The sequence below is a fragment of the Escherichia sp. KCJ4928 genome, assembly GCF_004352695.1.
In the GTDB taxonomy this organism is placed as follows: Bacteria; Pseudomonadota; Gammaproteobacteria; order Enterobacterales; family Enterobacteriaceae; genus ECMA0423.
Map to the genome: position 1 here is coordinate 1 of NZ_SJWV01000088.1, position 16,174 is coordinate 16,174.

The 16,174-nt window shown below is 53.2% G+C and carries 16 protein-coding genes and 1 pseudogene; 6 read left to right on the plus strand and 11 right to left on the minus strand.

Annotated features, from left to right (window positions below; genetic code table 11):
* Both E0D98_RS13855 and agp read left to right on the plus strand, forming a co-directional pair.
* A pseudogene (locus tag E0D98_RS13855) lies at positions 1-584 on the plus strand (hypothetical protein); the annotation flags it as partial.
* A gap of 291 nt (positions 585-875) precedes the next feature.
* Entirely contained in the window at positions 876-2,117 is a 1,242-nt protein-coding gene (gene agp, locus E0D98_RS13860) for a bifunctional glucose-1-phosphatase/inositol phosphatase (RefSeq protein ID WP_001044313.1), read from the plus strand.
* A 37-nt stretch (positions 2,118-2,154) separates the two neighbouring features.
* Here agp and E0D98_RS13865 read toward each other — a convergent pair whose 3' ends face one another.
* Both E0D98_RS13865 and wrbA read right to left on the minus strand, forming a co-directional pair.
* Positions 2,155-2,382, minus strand: coding sequence for a YccJ family protein (locus E0D98_RS13865; protein ID WP_001143120.1), 228 nt, complete (start codon positions 2,380-2,382; stop codon positions 2,155-2,157).
* A gap of 20 nt (positions 2,383-2,402) precedes the next feature.
* Complete coding sequence (gene wrbA / locus E0D98_RS13870) at positions 2,403-2,999, minus strand: NAD(P)H:quinone oxidoreductase (RefSeq protein WP_001151437.1); 597 nt, start codon at positions 2,997-2,999, stop codon at positions 2,403-2,405.
* Positions 3,000-3,371: 372 nt separating this feature from the next.
* Between wrbA and E0D98_RS13875 the strand changes: the two genes are divergently transcribed.
* On the plus strand, positions 3,372-3,545 hold the full coding sequence (locus E0D98_RS13875) for a general stress protein (RefSeq protein ID WP_001273658.1): 174 nt from the start codon (positions 3,372-3,374) through the stop codon (positions 3,543-3,545).
* A gap of 82 nt (positions 3,546-3,627) precedes the next feature.
* On the opposite strand, the gene rutG is transcribed toward E0D98_RS13875, so the two are convergent.
* The 7 genes from rutG to rutA are packed head-to-tail and all read right to left on the minus strand — an operon-like array spanning position 3,628 to position 9,071.
* On the minus strand, positions 3,628-4,956 hold the full coding sequence (gene rutG, locus E0D98_RS13880; protein WP_001297178.1) for a pyrimidine utilization transport protein G: 1,329 nt from the start codon (positions 4,954-4,956) through the stop codon (positions 3,628-3,630).
* Between the two features lie 20 nt (positions 4,957-4,976).
* Complete coding sequence (gene rutF / locus E0D98_RS13885; protein WP_001028096.1) at positions 4,977-5,471, minus strand: NADH-dependent FMN reductase RutF; 495 nt, start codon at positions 5,469-5,471, stop codon at positions 4,977-4,979.
* Positions 5,472-5,481: 10 nt separating this feature from the next.
* Entirely contained in the window at positions 5,482-6,072 is a 591-nt protein-coding gene (locus E0D98_RS13890) for a malonic semialdehyde reductase (protein WP_001001190.1), read from the minus strand.
* A gap of 9 nt (positions 6,073-6,081) precedes the next feature.
* Positions 6,082-6,882 (minus strand): pyrimidine utilization protein D, encoded by an 801-nt coding sequence (gene rutD / locus E0D98_RS13895; RefSeq protein ID WP_001297188.1) that lies wholly within the window; start codon positions 6,880-6,882, stop codon positions 6,082-6,084.
* Positions 6,883-6,889: 7 nt separating this feature from the next.
* The gene (rutC, locus tag E0D98_RS13900) at positions 6,890-7,276 is read right to left on the minus strand and encodes a 3-aminoacrylate deaminase (protein WP_001126780.1); all 387 of its coding nucleotides are present in this window, start codon (positions 7,274-7,276) and stop codon (positions 6,890-6,892) included.
* 11 nt (positions 7,277-7,287) lie between these two features.
* A complete protein-coding gene (gene rutB / locus E0D98_RS13905) occupies positions 7,288-7,980 on the minus strand; it encodes a peroxyureidoacrylate/ureidoacrylate amidohydrolase RutB (protein WP_001307708.1) in 693 nt (230 codons plus the stop codon).
* Positions 7,980-9,071 carry a pyrimidine utilization protein A gene (rutA, locus tag E0D98_RS13910; RefSeq protein ID WP_001297176.1) on the minus strand — a complete coding sequence of 364 codons (1,092 nt, stop codon included), beginning with the start codon at positions 9,069-9,071 and terminating at the stop codon, positions 7,980-7,982. The genes rutB and rutA overlap by 1 nt, the downstream gene beginning before the upstream one ends.
* Positions 9,072-9,358: 287 nt before the next feature.
* Between rutA and rutR the strand changes: the two genes are divergently transcribed.
* Positions 9,359-9,997, plus strand: coding sequence for an HTH-type transcriptional regulator RutR (gene rutR, locus E0D98_RS13915; RefSeq protein WP_000191700.1), 639 nt, complete (start codon positions 9,359-9,361; stop codon positions 9,995-9,997).
* Between the two features lie 39 nt (positions 9,998-10,036).
* On the opposite strand, the gene putA is transcribed toward rutR, so the two are convergent.
* The gene (gene putA, locus E0D98_RS13920) at positions 10,037-13,999 is read right to left on the minus strand and encodes a trifunctional transcriptional regulator/proline dehydrogenase/L-glutamate gamma-semialdehyde dehydrogenase (protein WP_001297173.1); all 3,963 of its coding nucleotides are present in this window, start codon (positions 13,997-13,999) and stop codon (positions 10,037-10,039) included.
* Between the two features lie 54 nt (positions 14,000-14,053).
* Here putA and E0D98_RS13925 point away from each other — a divergent pair, with 54 nt between their 5' ends.
* Positions 14,054-14,263, plus strand: a complete 210-nt coding sequence (locus E0D98_RS13925; protein WP_000979516.1) for a hypothetical protein — start codon at positions 14,054-14,056, stop codon at positions 14,261-14,263.
* 158 nt (positions 14,264-14,421) lie between these two features.
* The gene (gene putP / locus E0D98_RS13930) at positions 14,422-15,930 is read left to right on the plus strand and encodes a sodium/proline symporter PutP (protein WP_001018484.1); all 1,509 of its coding nucleotides are present in this window, start codon (positions 14,422-14,424) and stop codon (positions 15,928-15,930) included.
* 5 nt (positions 15,931-15,935) lie between these two features.
* Here putP and E0D98_RS27535 read toward each other — a convergent pair.
* Positions 15,936-16,174, minus strand: a 239-nt coding sequence (locus tag E0D98_RS27535; RefSeq protein WP_062874843.1) for a hypothetical protein, incomplete at its 5' end; no start/stop codon positions are given.

The window sequence follows — 16,174 nt, forward strand, 5'->3', positions numbered from 1 at the left end:
CATGGGCGCTGGGCAGCCATAAGACGCAAAAGCAAGTATACGAAGAGTTTATTAAAATTGTTGATAAACAAACGATCGAGGCTCTTGTTGATACGGCATTCAATGATCTCAGGGAAGATGTAAAGACATTATTCGGCGTTAATCTACAATCTGACAACAAAATTCAGGGGCAGGGTGGTTTTTTATCATGGAGTTTTTTGTCTTTTAAAAAAGAATTTATTGATAGTTGCTTGAATGACAAAAAATGCATACTGCATTTACCCGAGTTTATATTTAATGATAATAAGGCACGCCTTGTTTTAGACACCGACCCAGAGCAGAAGGTTAATGAGGTGAAAAATTTCCTCACTGCTCTTTCAGATAGCATTTGCTCATTATTTATTGTTAATAGTAATGTGGCATCAATCTCCTTAGGGAATGAATCCTTTTCAACAGATGACGACCTTGAGTATGGGTATTTAATAAACACTGGCAATCATTATGACGTTTACCTCCCTCCTGAACTTTTTGCTCAGGCTTACGAGTTAAACAATAAGGAAAGGAATGCGCAAATTGATTTTTTAACTCGTTATGCAATTTACTGACAAAGGCATGTGCTAAAAACCATTGTTATTAGCCTCACTTCTCTTATTATTGGTACTATTGCCTCTGTATTAGTAACGCCGCTGATATTCTGTTTAGCCACAGGTGTAATCATCAGCGGCGTACGCGAGGCAGGGAGCTAATCAGGCATAGTTTGCGTCAAACCTTGCCTGTTTTTAAAGATGTATATAGAAAAACAGGCATTCAACAAGCCATTTTGCGAACCTGTTCCCGGAAAAATGTCATATTTCTGTCACACTCTTTAGTGATTGATAACAAAAGAGGTGCCAGGAATGAACAAAACGCTAATCGCCGCAACTGTGGCAGGGATAGTTTTACTCGCTTCAAATGCTCAGGCACAAACCGTACCGGAAGGCTATCAGCTACAGCAAGTGCTCATGATGAGCCGCCATAACTTACGTGCGCCGCTGGCGAACAATGGCAGTGTGCTGGAGCAGTCGACGCCGAATAAATGGCCCGAATGGGACGTCCCCGGTGGGCAACTCACCACCAAAGGTGGCGTGCTCGAAGTGTATATGGGCCATTACATGCGTGAATGGCTGGCACAGCAGGGGATGGTGAAATCGGGGGAATGCCCGCCGCCGGACACCGTTTATGCCTATGCCAATAGTCTGCAACGTACCGTTGCGACCGCACAGTTCTTTATTACCGGCGCATTCCCGGGGTGTGATATTCCTGTGCATCACCAGGAAAAAATGGGCACTATGGACCCAACCTTTAACCCGGTGATCACCGATGATTCCGCCGCATTCAGTGAACAGGCGGTGGCGGCAATGGAGAAAGAGCTCAGCAAACTCCAGCTTACCGACAGCTACCAACTACTGGAAAAAATCGTTAACTATAAAGATTCCCCTGCCTGTAAAGAGAAACAACAGTGTTCGCTGGTGGATGGCAAAAATACCTTTAGCGCCAAGTATCAACAAGAACCAGGTGTTTCCGGGCCGCTGAAAGTCGGCAACTCGCTGGTAGATGCGTTTACTTTGCAATATTACGAAGGTTTTCCGATGGATCAGGTGGCCTGGGGAGAAATCAAATCTGACCAGCAGTGGAAGGTGTTGTCGAAGCTTAAAAACGGCTACCAGGACAGCCTGTTTACCTCACCGGAAGTGGCGCGCAATGTTGCGAAACCGCTGGTCAGTTATATCGACAAAGCTCTGGTCACCGATCGCACCAGCGCACCGAAAATTACAGTGTTGGTTGGGCACGACTCCAACATTGCCTCTCTGTTAACGGCGCTGGATTTCAAACCGTATCAGTTGCATGACCAGAACGAACGCACGCCGATTGGCGGCAAAATCGTTTTCCAGCGTTGGCATGACAGCAAAGCCAATCGCGATTTGATGAAAATTGAATATGTGTATCAGAGTGCGGAACAGTTACGTAATGCCGATGCGTTAACCCTGCAGGCACCTGCTCAGCGTGTGACGCTGGAATTAAGCGGTTGCCCGATAGATGCCAACGGTTTCTGCCCAATGGATAAGTTTGATAGCGTGTTGAATGAGGCGGTGAAATAACAGAAAACTCCCCCGCGAGAAGTGGGGGAGTCGCTGGTTAAACGTTTTTACGTTCGATGGTCTGTTCGCCCCAAAAAAGCGAATCTTTATCGGTCTTAGCAAAGGCTTTGACTAACACTTCATCGCTACCTTCTTCCCAAATCTTTTCCGCCATTTTTTCGTCGTACCCGGCGACTTCGAAAATGGCCTCGGCTATTTCCGGCGACGTATTGCGCAGAGATGCCCATTCACCGACGTGATGAGCTTTCGCTTCTTGAGTTGGCATGCGTATCCTCCTGTTGAAGATTAGCCGTTAAGTTTAACTGCCAGACCTGCGACATATTCCCCTTGATAACGAGCAATAGACAGTTCTTCCTGGCTTGGCTGGCGTGAGCCGTCACCGCCTGCGATGGTGGTTGCGCCGTACGGCGTACCGCCGCGAACCTGTGAAACGTCAAATAATTCCTGCGCTGCGTAGCCAATGGGGACAATTACCATGCCGTGATGCGCAAGGGTCGTCCAGGTTGAAGTAATAGTTTGTTCCTGACCGCCGCCAGTACCGGTGGAACTAAAGACGCTCGCCAGTTTTCCGTATAGTGCGCCGGAAGCCCACAGGCCGCCCGTCTGGTCGAGGAAGGTACGCATTTGACCGGACATGTTGCCAAAGCGGGTAGGTGTACCAAAAATAATGGCGTCGTAATCGGCCAGTTCTTGCGGGGTTGCAACCGGTGCAGTTTGCGTTTTACCGCCTGCTTTTTCAAATAATTGCGGCGGCATGGTTTCCGGTACACGCTTAACGACAACTTCTGCGCCATCGACTTTGCTTGCACCCTCAGCGACTGCGCGTGCCATCGTTTCAATATGTCCGTACATGGAATAATAAAGCACCAGAACTTTAGCCATTTCTAACCACTCCTCGTGTTATCTCTATTCCGTAGCGATTCGCTACCACTTATTTAAAGATAAGACGTCCTTTTCAGAGTGCAAATTTCACAACCACTTATTTGATTTATAACAACTTTCACAAGCACGTAATTTTGTCGCAAAATGACACATTTTTATCTCATCGCGTTTTTTTAATCATAAGAGCGGCTTATGGATAATTATTTGAGATGATATCTATTCTCGCTAAGAAGCTGTTGCAGGATATTACCAAACGCGGGTCTGCCCGCGTCAGTTCACTAAGCTTAGTCCCACGTAGCGAAAATATGGCAGCCGCCATACGCCGCGTTAATTCTATGCAATATGATGTCTATACCCAGACGGAGGTCAGTAATGGCAAACCATCGAGGCGGTTCCGGCAATTTTGCAGAAGACCGCGAAAGAGCATCAGAAGCAGGTAAAAAAGGTGGACAGCACAGCGGGGGTAATTTCAAGAATGACCCGCAGCGCGCATCTGAAGCAGGTAAAAAAGGTGGCAAGAGCAGTCACGGCAAAAGCGACAACTAGCCGGGCTAATCAATGACGAATGCATTTTTTTCTTAGGCTCGTCAAAAAGTCATCACCGCCGGTAATCCCGGCGGTTTTCTGTTTATGGCTCCTGATGAACAACTTCTGGCGGTGGAACGTCAACCAACTTTCTGCTTAACAACGCATTGAGTAAAATCGCGCCAAAGGTTGCTGTACCAATCCCTCCCAACGTAAAACCGCCCAGCGTGAGAGCAAAATCACCCGCGCCCAGCACTAAGGTTACTGCGACCATAATCAAATTACCGTTCTGGCTTAAATCGACACGGTTTTGTACCCATATCCTTGCGCCTGCGACGGCAATCAGCCCGAACACAACAATTGATGCACCACCAATCACCGCGGCCGGAATGGTATGAATCAGCGCGCCAAATTTCGGTGAAAAGCCCAACAGCATGGCGATGACGGCAGCAGCGACAAACACCAGCGTCGAGTAGACTTTTGTCACGGCCATTACACCGATATTCTCGGCGTAGGTGGTTACGCCGCTGCCACCGACAGAACCAGAAAGCATCGTCGCCAGCCCATCACCGACGAATGCCCGCCCCATATACGGGTCCATATTGCGTCCGGTCATCCCGGCGACCGCCTTGAGATGACCTAAGTTTTCCGCCACCAGAATCACCGCCACGGGCGCAATCAGCATCATTGCCTGACTATTAAAAGCAGGAGTGGAAAAATGTGGCAAACCGAACCAGGCAGCATGGCTGACGAGAGTAAAATCGACGGCTTTTCCCAGCCCTAAAAGGTTGGTCATCACGCCATACAGCAGACAGGCGACAATTAAACCTACGAGAATCAATAACCGCTGGATCATGCCACGGGTAAACACCGCCACCAGCCCAATACACAGCACCGTCATTACCGCCATCCAGCTATCAAAGGCCGAAGCCGATACACTTTTCACTGCGATAGGCGCTAAGTTCAGGCCAATCGCCATCACCACCGCACCCGTCACCACCGGCGGCATCAGTCGTTCAATCCAGCGCGTACCGATTTTCATCACCACCAGGCCAATGACGGTATAAACCAGCCCACAGGCGATAATCCCGCCCAGCGCAATGCTGATATTCGGGTTAATGCCCTGACCGTTAAAGCCCGTCGCGGCGATCACCACGCCGACAAAAGCCGCGCTGGAGCCGAGATAACTGGGGACGCGCCCGCCGGTAATAAAGAAAAACAGTAACGTGCCGATCCCCGACATTAAAATGGAAAGATTGGGATCCAGCCCCATCAGAATCGGCATTAACACCGTCGCGCCAAACATCGCCACCGCGTGTTGAACGCCCATTACTGCCGTCTGAGCAAACGGCAATCGTTCATCCGGCGCGACCACGCCGCTCTCTGTAGAGGTCGATTTTAACTGCCAGTGAGGAAAACCGAACATTGCCATCAGCAGTCTCCTTAAGGAGGTTAACAAGCAGGGCGCATCAGCGCGTGATAACTGCGATCGAACCACACCAGCCCGTAGGGTGTGGTGTGACGATGAATCGCTTCGATGGCGCAAAACAGAATGTCGTGGGTGCCGACGCTCACCACCTGGCTGATACGGCAGTCAAACGAAACCAGAGCCTCTTCCAGTTGCGGGCATCCGGTCACCCCCGTCTGCCAGCGGGCGGCGGCAAAGCGGTGTTCCATGGGCGTTTTGCCGCCAAAAAGGTTTGAAAGCGGCTCCTGCCCGGCGCTAAGTGTATTTACACACAGCGTTCGATTTTCATTGAATACCGGCCAGACGGACGCCCCACGATTCAGGCACACCAGTAATGTGGGCGGCGTATCGGTCACGCTGCAGACGGCGCTGGCGGTGAACCCGGCGCGCCCGGCTGGACCGTCCGTGGTGATGATATTGACCGCCGCGCCCATGCAGGACATCGCATCGCGAAAAGTTTGTTGATCGACAATGTTCATAGTTTGCTCCTTACAACAGCCCGCAGGCTTCTTCAAAGGACAGACGTGGCAGGCGCGCAAAAAGTTTGCTTCTATCGCCATAGCCGATATTAATCAGCAGATTGCTCTTCAGCGTGCTGCCCGCAAAAAAGGCGTCGTCAACGTGTTGACGGTCAAAACCCGACATCGGGCCGGTATCCAGTCCCAGCGCACGGCAGGCGACGATCAGATAGGCCGCCTGCATGGAACTGTTGCGAAACGCTGTTTCTTCCGCAAGTTGTGGGCTGGAGGTAAACCAACTGCGGGCATCGCCGTGAGGAAACAGTTGTGGTAACCGTTCATAAAATTCACTGTCCCAGGCAACGATAGCGGTGACGGGCGCGGTCAGGGTTTTTTGTAGATTGCCGCTGGAAAGCGCCGGGCGCAGACGTTCTTTTCCTTCTGCAGTGCGGATAAACACGATCCGTGCCGGAGAACAGTTAGCTGATGTCGGCCCCCATTTCATCAGGGCATAAAGCTCCCGTAACGTCTCATCGCTGACGGGTGTCTCCCGCCAGCCGTTGTGAGTGCGGGCATCGGTGAACAGGGTGCTAAGCGCACCTGGGCTAACGGCTTCGTTCATAGCAATTCCTTACAGGGCGGCTTCACGGTGATGTAACAGGCTGGCAAGCCCGTTGAGTAACAGAGCATTAAACGTTTCGGGATCGGTCACGTTGCAGGCGTGTCCGCCATAGCGCATCACCATTTTCTGGCTATCGGGCAGGGCGGCATGAAGTTCACTGGAACATGCGGATGGCACCAGCAGATCATCACTGGCGCAGATGATTTGCACCGGGCAGCAGATGCGATCCGCATGGTGACTAAAGTCAGCGCGTTTGAGGGCGTTAAGTCGACGCAGTAAATTATTTTTGCCCTGAAAATGCGCCAGTGCCAGCGCGTCTTCTGCCTCCAGGCGAGGTGCGCGGGCCGCCATCCAGTCGGCGGGATAGAGGAACAACGGCTGCGCTTCCACCCATGCCTGCGCGCCGCCGCTATACAGTAATCGTTCGCGAACCTGAAAACAGCGGCGCGTATGGGCGTTTATTCGTAGCCAGCCGTTAACGCTGATCAGCACAGTTACCGACGCGGGATAATCCAGCGCCAGCTGCATTCCCACCAGCGCACCGAGCGCATGGCCGACCACCGCGTAATGCTCAATCCCTGCGGCTACCAGCGCCTGATGCAGTTCCGCTGCCATCTGGGCGATACTGTAATCTTCTGCCAGTGTGTCGGGATTATTGCCGGTGCCGCGCTGGTCGTAACAGACTACCTGATACTCCTGCTCCAGCACCGCCAGTTGCGGTAACCAGTAACTGCCGCTACCGCCAAGACCCGAAATCAACACCACTACGGGCGCATCAGCATAAGGGGGAGGTGAGAGTGAAAGTTTCATCGCGGCCTCACTTGGCGATATGCGCAATTGTGGCGATTTCCACCAGCGCGTCAGGTTTTACCAGTCCGCACTGAATGCAGAATCGCGCCGGTTTATCACCCGGAAAAAACTCGGCGTAGATTTCGTTAATCGCGGCGTAATTTTTCCAGTCGGTAATAAAGATGCTGTTGAAGGTCACATCCGCCATCGTGCCACCCGCCGTCTCGATCACCTTGCGGATAGTTTCCAGAACGTGGCGGGTTTGCGCCTTTGGGTCATCGGCAAACAGCACGTTATTATGTTGATCAAAAGCCAGCGTACCGGAGACATACACCACGCCATCAGCCAGCGTGCCGGGAACGAAGGGGGCCAGCGGTGCGCTGCTGCCAGCGGGAATAATTACGGATTTTGGCATCGTTAAACTCCTTAAGCGATACGAGCAAAGGACGTGGGAGAAAGCGCGTCGCAGAACGTTTCGACGTCGCTGACCCAGCCAAAAAAGGTTTCGATATTGAACAACGCGGCTTTCTGTGCAAATTCCGGCCCCGCCTGGTGTGTTGCGTCTTCCAGCACCACGCCGAAATACTCCAGAAAAAAGCCATCGCGTAGCGTCGATTCGACGCAGACGTTGGTAGCGATACCGGTGAAAACCAGATGGCGTATTCCACGGCTGCGCAAAATGCTGTCCAGCGGTGTATTGAAGAAACCGCTGTAGCGCGGCTTCGGCAGCACAATATCGCCAGGCTGCGGCACCAGTTCATCCACCAGTTGATAATCCCAGGAGCCTTTCGCCAGCAATTTCCCCTGCAGCTGCGGCTGCTTACGCATGGTTTTCAGGGCGTTCGATTTATGAAAATTCGGTGAGCCGGGGCCGCCAGCTTCGACATACTGTTCATCCCAGCCATTTTGAAACCAGATGATCAGCATCCCTGCCGCTCGCGCTGCGGTCACGGCGGTTTGAATGTTGGCAATGACCGGGCGAGTGGTTGAGACATCAAACCCGGCGAGATCTAAGTAGCCGCCTGGCGTGGCATAAGCGTTTTGCATATCCACCACGATCAGCGCACTTTGCTGCGGATCGAAGGTAATGGCTTCCGGTCGAGCGGTTAAGGTTGTCATCATGCCACCTCCTGAGTCAGCGCAGGTAGATGGGCGCGGCACTGCATCAGTGGTTGAATGCGCTCGCCGAAGGTTTCGATTCCCGACAGAAAATCATCGAAGGTCAACAGCACGCCTTCGGCACCAGGCACGCTTGCGACTTCATCTAACATGCGCGCGACACTGGCGTAAGAACCGACTAACGTCCCCATATTGATGTTTACCGCCGAAGTGGGATCGGCCATCTGACGGACGTTGGTATCAGTACCGGAGCGGGTATCTTTCTGACTTTGTTCGGTTAGCCAGCTTAACGCCTCTTCATCCGCGCCCGCTTTGTAGTGTTCCCATTTGGCGCGAGCGGCATCGTCGGTTTCATCGGCAATCACCATAAACAACACATAAGAACCAACGTCGCGCCCGGTTTGCTCTGCGGCCTGTTTCATCCGCGCAGCGGTCGGGGCGAAAGCCGTGGGCGTATTTACGCCTTTGCCGAAACAGAAGTTGAAATCGGCATACTGGGCGGAGAACGCCATGCCAGCGTCGCTTTGCCCGGCGCAGATCACTTTCATGGGGACACTCGGTTGCGGACTGACGCGACAATCATTCATGGTGAAAAAATCGCCTTTAAAATCGCTTTTCCCCGTGCCCCACAGGTCGCGCAGCACCTGAACATATTCGGTGAGATAGTCGTAACGACGGGAGAAATAGTCATCGCCAGGCCAGATACCCATCTGCTCATACTCGGGCTTTTGCCAGCCAGTCACGAGGTTGACGCCAAAACGCCCGCCAGAGATGGAGTCGATGGTTGCGGCCATACGGGCGACGATTGCCGGAGGTAACGTTAAGGTGGCAGCAGTGGCGTAAATCTGAATGCGCGAGGTGACGGCCGCCAGCCCCGCCATCAAGGTGAACGACTCAAGGTTGTGATCCCAGAACTCAGTTTTGCCGCCAAAGCCACGCAGTTTGATCATCGACAGGGCGAAATCGAAATGGTAGTGCTCCGCTTTTTGCACAATGGCTTTATTCAGTTCAAAGGTCGGCATGTACTGCGGCGCGTGGGTCGAAATGAGCCAGCCGTTGTTGCCAATAGGTACGAATACGCCAATTTTCATCATCAACCTCTCTTCGTCTCGTAAAGTGAAAGTCAGACGGGGCGCTGCATCCTGCATATCCTTTTCAGCCGCGTAATGGCTTGTTTGCAAAGCGGATGCCAGTTTTTAAAAAGTGAATGTTGTTAATGTGTTAACATTGTGTTGTCTAAAATATCTGGTAAAAAGTGGACTAAACGGTCAAAACAGTTGCACATAAAACATGCATCTGTGCGCGATGAGAGTGCAGAAGGTCGAGGCCGGGCGGGGGTTTTGCTATCCTGTTGCCAATCTACAAGAGGGGAGAGCGCATGACGCAAGGCGCAGTGAAAACAACGGGTAAACGTTCGCGCGCAGTAAGCGCGAAGAAAAAAGCGATTCTTAGCGCAGCACTGGACACTTTTTCACAATTCGGTTTTCACGGCACAAGGCTGGAGCAGATCGCAGAGTTGGCGGGTGTTTCAAAAACCAATCTGCTGTATTACTTTCCGTCAAAAGAGGCGCTGTATATTGCCGTGCTGCGGCAGATTCTCGATATCTGGCTGGCACCGTTAAAAGCGTTTCGTGAAGATTTCGCTCCGCTGGCGGCGATAAAAGAGTACATCCGTCTGAAGCTGGAAGTCTCCCGCGATTATCCGCAGGCTTCGCGCCTGTTCTGTATGGAGATGCTGGCAGGCGCGCCGCTGTTAATGGATGAACTGACGGGCGATTTGAAGGCATTAATTGATGAGAAATCGGCGCTGATTGCCGGTTGGGTCAAAAGCGGCAAACTCGCGCCGATTGATCCGCAGCATTTGATTTTCATGATTTGGGCTTCCACTCAACATTACGCCGATTTCGCCCCTCAGGTGGAGGCGGTGACAGGCGCGACGTTGCGCGATGAGATATTTTTCAATCAAACGGTTGAAAACGTGCAGCGGATTATTATTGAGGGGATTCGACCACGTTAAAGATGCCGGAGGAGGTTGTAACATCCTCCGGCTACCTGTTTAACCTATAGTCATTAAACTGGCGTTACCGCCAGCGGCAGCGGTATTCACACTCAGCGAACGTTCGATATACAGCCGTTCCAGAAGGATATTGCTTTCGCCACGGGCAAAACCCTGCACCGAAACAATTGCGCCATCCCGCGCAGCAACGGCTTCACACAATGCGCGAAGCTGATCCGAATCACCGTGGAAGATCACCGCATCAAAGGGTTGAGCGGTTATATTTTCCGCTTTCGCCAGTTGAATACGTTCGCTGACTGCCGATGGCAATGCCTTTACTAGCTGACGATGCAGCGCGTCATCCGGCCACAGTACCTGGCTGCCCACCGCCAGCACGGCGGCGAGCTGAGTCAGCGCATCCTGCTCATCATCGGCAATACACAACACGCGCTCACGCGGCAGCAGCGTCCAGGTGTTGCGTTCACCCGTCGGCCCCGGCAGCAATCGTTGTGTTCCTGCCTGCGCCAGCTCGCCATATTGCGTACATAACGCCTGCAATTCTGGACGATTTGCTGCCCATTCCCGCAGTGCATTTAGCGGCTGAGTCAATGCGGCTTTCAACTGTGCATCGACCGGATACTCTGCATCCTGACGCGCGAGCGTCACTGCCAGCGCACTTTCCGGGCGATTCGCCAGCAGACGGTAGAGATAGAGCGGACCGCCTGCTTTCGGCCCGGTACCGGACAACCCTTCGCCGCCGAATGGCTGCACACCCACCACTGCGCCCACCATATTACGGTTAACATACAGGTTACCAACATGGGCCGAGCCAGTGACCTGGGCGATGGTTTCATCAATACGCGTATGGACACCAAGCGTCAGACCATAGCCGGAAGCGTTAATCTGCTCGATCAGCTCTGGTAGCTGGTTACGGTTGTAACGCACCACATGCAGCACCGGACCAAAGACCTCTTTTTGCAATTCGGCAAAGTCATCCAGTTCGATCAGCGTCGGGGCGACAAAGGTGCCGCTTTGCCATTCACGGGCATCTTCGCTGTTTTCCCGCACCGCCTGGAACACCGGACGGCCTTTGCTACGCATGGTCTGAATATGGCGCTCAATATTGGCTTTCGCTTCGCTATCAATCACCGGACCGATATCGGTGGTCAGGCGACCCGGATTACCCATCCGGCATTCGGCCATTGCGCCGCGCAGCATTTTCAACGTGTGGTCGGCAATCTCATCTTGCAGGCACAGCACGCGCAGCGCCGAACAACGCTGACCCGCACTGTCGAACGCCGAGGCCAGTACATCCACGACGACCTGTTCGGTCAGTGCTGAAGAATCGACAATCATCGCGTTCATGCCGCCGGTTTCAGCGATGAGCGGAATAGGGCGACCCTGAGCGTCCAGGCGGCTGGCGATATTGCGCTGCAGTAACGTAGCGACTTCGGTTGAACCGGTAAACATCACCCCGCGTACGCGATCATCACCCGTCAGTTGCGCGCCCACGGTTTCCCCCTGACCTGGCAGCAACTGCACCACGCCTGGCGGTACACCCGCTTCCAGCAAAATGGCGATCCCTTGCGCGGCAATCAGCGGCGTTTGTTCTGCCGGTTTTGCCAGCACGCTGTTACCTGCCGCCAGTGCGGCAGCAATCTGCCCGGTGAAAATAGCCAGCGGGAAGTTCCACGGACTGATACACACCACAGGCCCTAATGGACGGTGGGTTTCGTTAGCGAAATCATCCCGCACCTGTCCGGCATAGTAGTGGAGAAAATCGACCGCTTCGCGCACTTCGGCAATGGCGTTACTGAAGGTTTTTCCGGCTTCACGCACCAGAATACCAATCAGTTGCTGCATCTGGCTTTCCATTAGCACGGCAGCGCGATGCAAAATCGCCGCGCGTTCAACCGGAGGAGTGGCAAACCAGATTGGCGCGTTATTAACCGCACTTTCCAGCGCCTGTTCTACCTCACGCGGCGTGGCTTCACGCACAAAGCCCACAATATCTTTCGGTTCCGCAGGGTTAATAACGGGCGACATCTCACCTGCCGCTACCGGTTGTTCCAGCATTGGCAAGGCCTGCCATTTTTGCAGTGCACTATTGAGCAGGGCAGAAGAGAGCGAGGCCAGCCGGTGTTCGTTAGCGAGATCCAGCCCTGCCGAGTTGTCGCGCCCGTGACCGTAAAGATCGCGCGGCAGGGGAATTTTCGGATGCGGTAATCCAGTTTGCCCTTCCTGTTGCGCCAGTTTTTCTACAGCAGTGACCGGATCGGCGACCAGTTCATCCAGTGGCAAAGAGGTGTCGGCAATACGGTTAACAAACGAGGTGTTAGCACCGTTTTCCAGCAGGCGACGCACCAGATACGCCAACAGCGTTTCATGGGTACCGACCGGAGCATAAATACGACACGGACGGTTAAGTTTGCCGTCGGCAACTTTCCCGGTGACCTGCTCATACAGTGGCTCGCCCATACCATGCAGGCACTGGAACTCGTACTGACCCGGATAGTAGTTCTGACCTGCCAGTTGATAAATCGCTGCCAGCGTATGGGCGTTGTGCGTCGCGAACTGCGGGTAGATTAGATTCGGCACCGCCAGCAGCTTTTTCGCACAGGCGAGATATGAAACGTCGGTATACACCTTGCGGGTATAAACCGGATAGCCTTCAAGGCCGTCCATCTGCGCACGCTTAATTTCACTATCCCAGTACGCGCCTTTCACCAGACGAATCATCAGACGGCGACGGCTACGGGTGGCGAGATCAATCAGGTAATCAATCACCAACGGGCAGCGTTTTTGATAAGCCTGAATAACAAAACCGATGCCGTTCCAGCCTGCCAGTTCCGGCTCGAAACAGAGTTTTTCCAGCAGATCGAGGGAGATCTCCAGACGATCGGCCTCTTCGGCATCGATGTTAATACCAATATCATACTGACGCGCCAGCAGGGTGAGTGATTTCAGACGCGGGTAAAGTTCTTCCATTACCCGGTCATACTGGGCGCGGCTATAACGCGGATGCAGCGCCGACAGTTTGATTGAAATGCCCGGCCCTTCATAGATGCCACGACCGTTAGACGCTTTACCGATGGCGTGAATCGCCTGCTGATAGGAAACCATATACGCCTGTGCGTCTGCGGCAGTCAGTGCAGCTTCGCCCAGCATATCGTAAGAGTAACGGAAACCTTTCTCTTCCAGCTTGCGGGCATTGGCTAACGCTTCCGCGATGGTTTCACCCGTGACGAACTGCTCGCCCATCAGGCGCATCGCCATATCCACACCTTTGCGGATCAGCGGTTCACCGCTTTTACCGATAATGCGGTTCAGCGAGCGGGAGAGGATGGCTTCGTTATGGGTGGAAACCAGTTTGCCAGTAAACAGCAGCCCCCAGGTGGCGGCATTAACAAACAGTGACGGGCTACGACCAATGTGTGACTGCCAGTTACCGTTGCTGATTTTGTCGCGAATTAACGCGTCGCGGGTGGCTTTGTCGGGAATACGCAACAACGCTTCTGCCAGACACATCAGCGCCACGCCTTCCTGCGATGACAGCGAAAACTCCTGCAATAACCCCTGGACCATACCTGCGCGACCACTGGCATTTTTTTGATTACGCAGTTTATCGGCCAGTTGATACGCCAGTTTGTGCGCCTGTTCAGCAACTGGCTGCGGCAGGCGGGCTTGTTCCAGCAGCATAGAAACCGCTTCGGTTTCCGGGCGACGATAGGCCGCGGTGATCGCGGCGCGGGAAACCGACTGGGGCAAAATTTGCTCGGCAAAGTCGAGGAATGGCTGGTGTGGTTCCTCTGCCGGAGTCGGTGCTTCATCGCTCTCATTGGCAGCGCCAGAAAGCAGCGCAGGTAGCTCTGGCAGAGTATCGCTGTTTTCCAGTTGTTCGAGATAAGAAAAAATCGCCTGCTTAATTAACCAGTGTGGTGTGCGATCGATACGTGTCGCGGCAGACTTAATACGCTCACGCGTCGCGTCGTCCAGCTTAACCCCCATGGTGGTGGTTCCCATGCCATTACTCCTGTTGTTCTGAAAGGTGCAACTTAACGTTATCGTGAAATATCCATGATGTTGCAACTTTGTGCAACCATGTTAAATGTGACCTGCGTAGCAAGCTTAAAAATGAATGAAATGTTAATAAAAGAAATCGATATGACAGGGATTAAAAAAATAACTCAGACTTTTTCTCTGCGGCAGTTAACATTTTTGAAAGGTGCAACCGCAAAAAATGTGAGAGAGTGCAACCTGATGAAAAATAGTGTCGCTGAGCACTAAAATTTAATGTAAATGGTGTGTTAAATCGATTGTGAATAACCAGCGCTTCCGGCAGGATACGGTCGCCTTGGTAAAACATAAACTCTGTTACCCCGTTCCGGTGGCAGATATAACGGCAAGTTTCGACATTGCCGATAATAATTTTTTGGAGACTTTAGATGGCTATTAGCACACCGATGTTGGTGACATTTTGTGTCTATATCTTTGGCATGATATTGATTGGGTTTATCGCCTGGCGATCAACGAAAAACTTTGACGACTATATTCTGGGCGGTCGTAGTCTTGGGCCATTCGTGACGGCATTATCGGCGGGTGCGTCGGATATGAGCGGCTGGCTGTTAATGGGGTTGCCGGGCGCGGTTTTTCTTTCCGGGATTTCCGAAAGCTGGATCGCCATTGGCCTGACATTAGGCGCGTGGATCAACTGGAAGCTGGTGGCCGGGCGGTTGCGTGTGCATACCGAATACAACAATAACGCCTTAACCCTGCCGGATTATTTCACCGGGCGCTTTGAAGATAAAAGCCGCATTTTGCGCATTATCTCCGCGCTGGTTATTTTGCTGTTCTTCACCATTTATTGCGCTTCGGGTATTGTGGCAGGCGCGCGTCTGTTTGAAAGTACCTTTGGCATGAGCTACGAAACGGCTCTGTGGGCGGGAGCTGCGGCGACGATCCTTTACACCTTTATTGGCGGTTTCCTCGCGGTGAGCTGGACTGATACTGTACAGGCCAGCCTGATGATTTTTGCCCTGATCCTGACGCCGGTTATCGTCATTATCAGTGTCGGTGGCTTTGGTGACTCGCTGGAAGTGATCAAACAAAAGAGCATCGAAAACGTTGATATGCTCAAAGGGCTGAACTTTGTCGCCATTATCTCACTGATGGGTTGGGGGCTGGGTTACTTCGGGCAGCCGCACATCCTGGCGCGTTTTATGGCGGCAGACTCTCACCACAGCATTGTCCATGCGCGTCGTATCAGTATGACCTGGATGATCCTCTGCCTGGCAGGGGCGGTAGCTGTCGGCTTCTTTGGTATTGCTTACTTTAATGAGCACCCGGCGGAAGCAGGTGCGGTAAACCAGAATGCTGAGCGCGTGTTTATCGAACTGGCGCAAATTCTGTTTAACCCGTGGATTGCCGGGATTCTGCTGTCGGCAATTCTGGCGGCGGTAATGTCAACCTTAAGTTGCCAGCTGCTGGTGTGCTCCAGTGCGATTACCGAAGATTTATACAAAGCGTTTCTGCGTAAACATGCCAGCCAGAAAGAGCTGGTGTGGGTAGGGCGTGTGATGGTGCTGGTGGTGGCGCTGGTGGCCATTGCGCTGGCGGCAAACCCGGAAAACCGTGTGCTGGGGCTAGTGAGCTATGCGTGGGCAGGCTTTGGCGCGGCGTTTGGTCCGGTGGTGCTGTTCTCGGTGATGTGGTCACGCATGACGCGCAACGGTGCGCTGGCGGGGATGATCATCGGGGCGCTGACGGTTATCGTCTGGAAACAGTTCGGCTGGCTGGGACTGTACGAAATTATTCCGGGCTTTATCTTCGGCAGTATTGGGATTGTAGTGTTTAGTTTGCTGGGTAAAGCGCCGTCAGCGGCGATGCAAAAACGCTTTGCCGAGGCCGATGCGCACTATCATTCGGCTCCGCCGTCACGGTTGCAGGAAAGCTAAGGGACTTAGCCTGCGGCGGTTTTGTTTGGCTTCAGCAGCGGGTTGCGCTCCCTTAATGTGCCTCGCCATATAAATTGAATGGTGCAGGGAGCGCGCAGGGGGCGGCCAATCGCCGCGGCCCCCTGCACCCCCGGGCTCTGGCGAACAAAATCGCCGCTGCGCGGTACCTTCAGCTTATCCCCTTCGGCTACCGGGTCGGGCGCGAGGTAACGTCCTGTAAGACGCGCCCTCAGCCCACATCCAT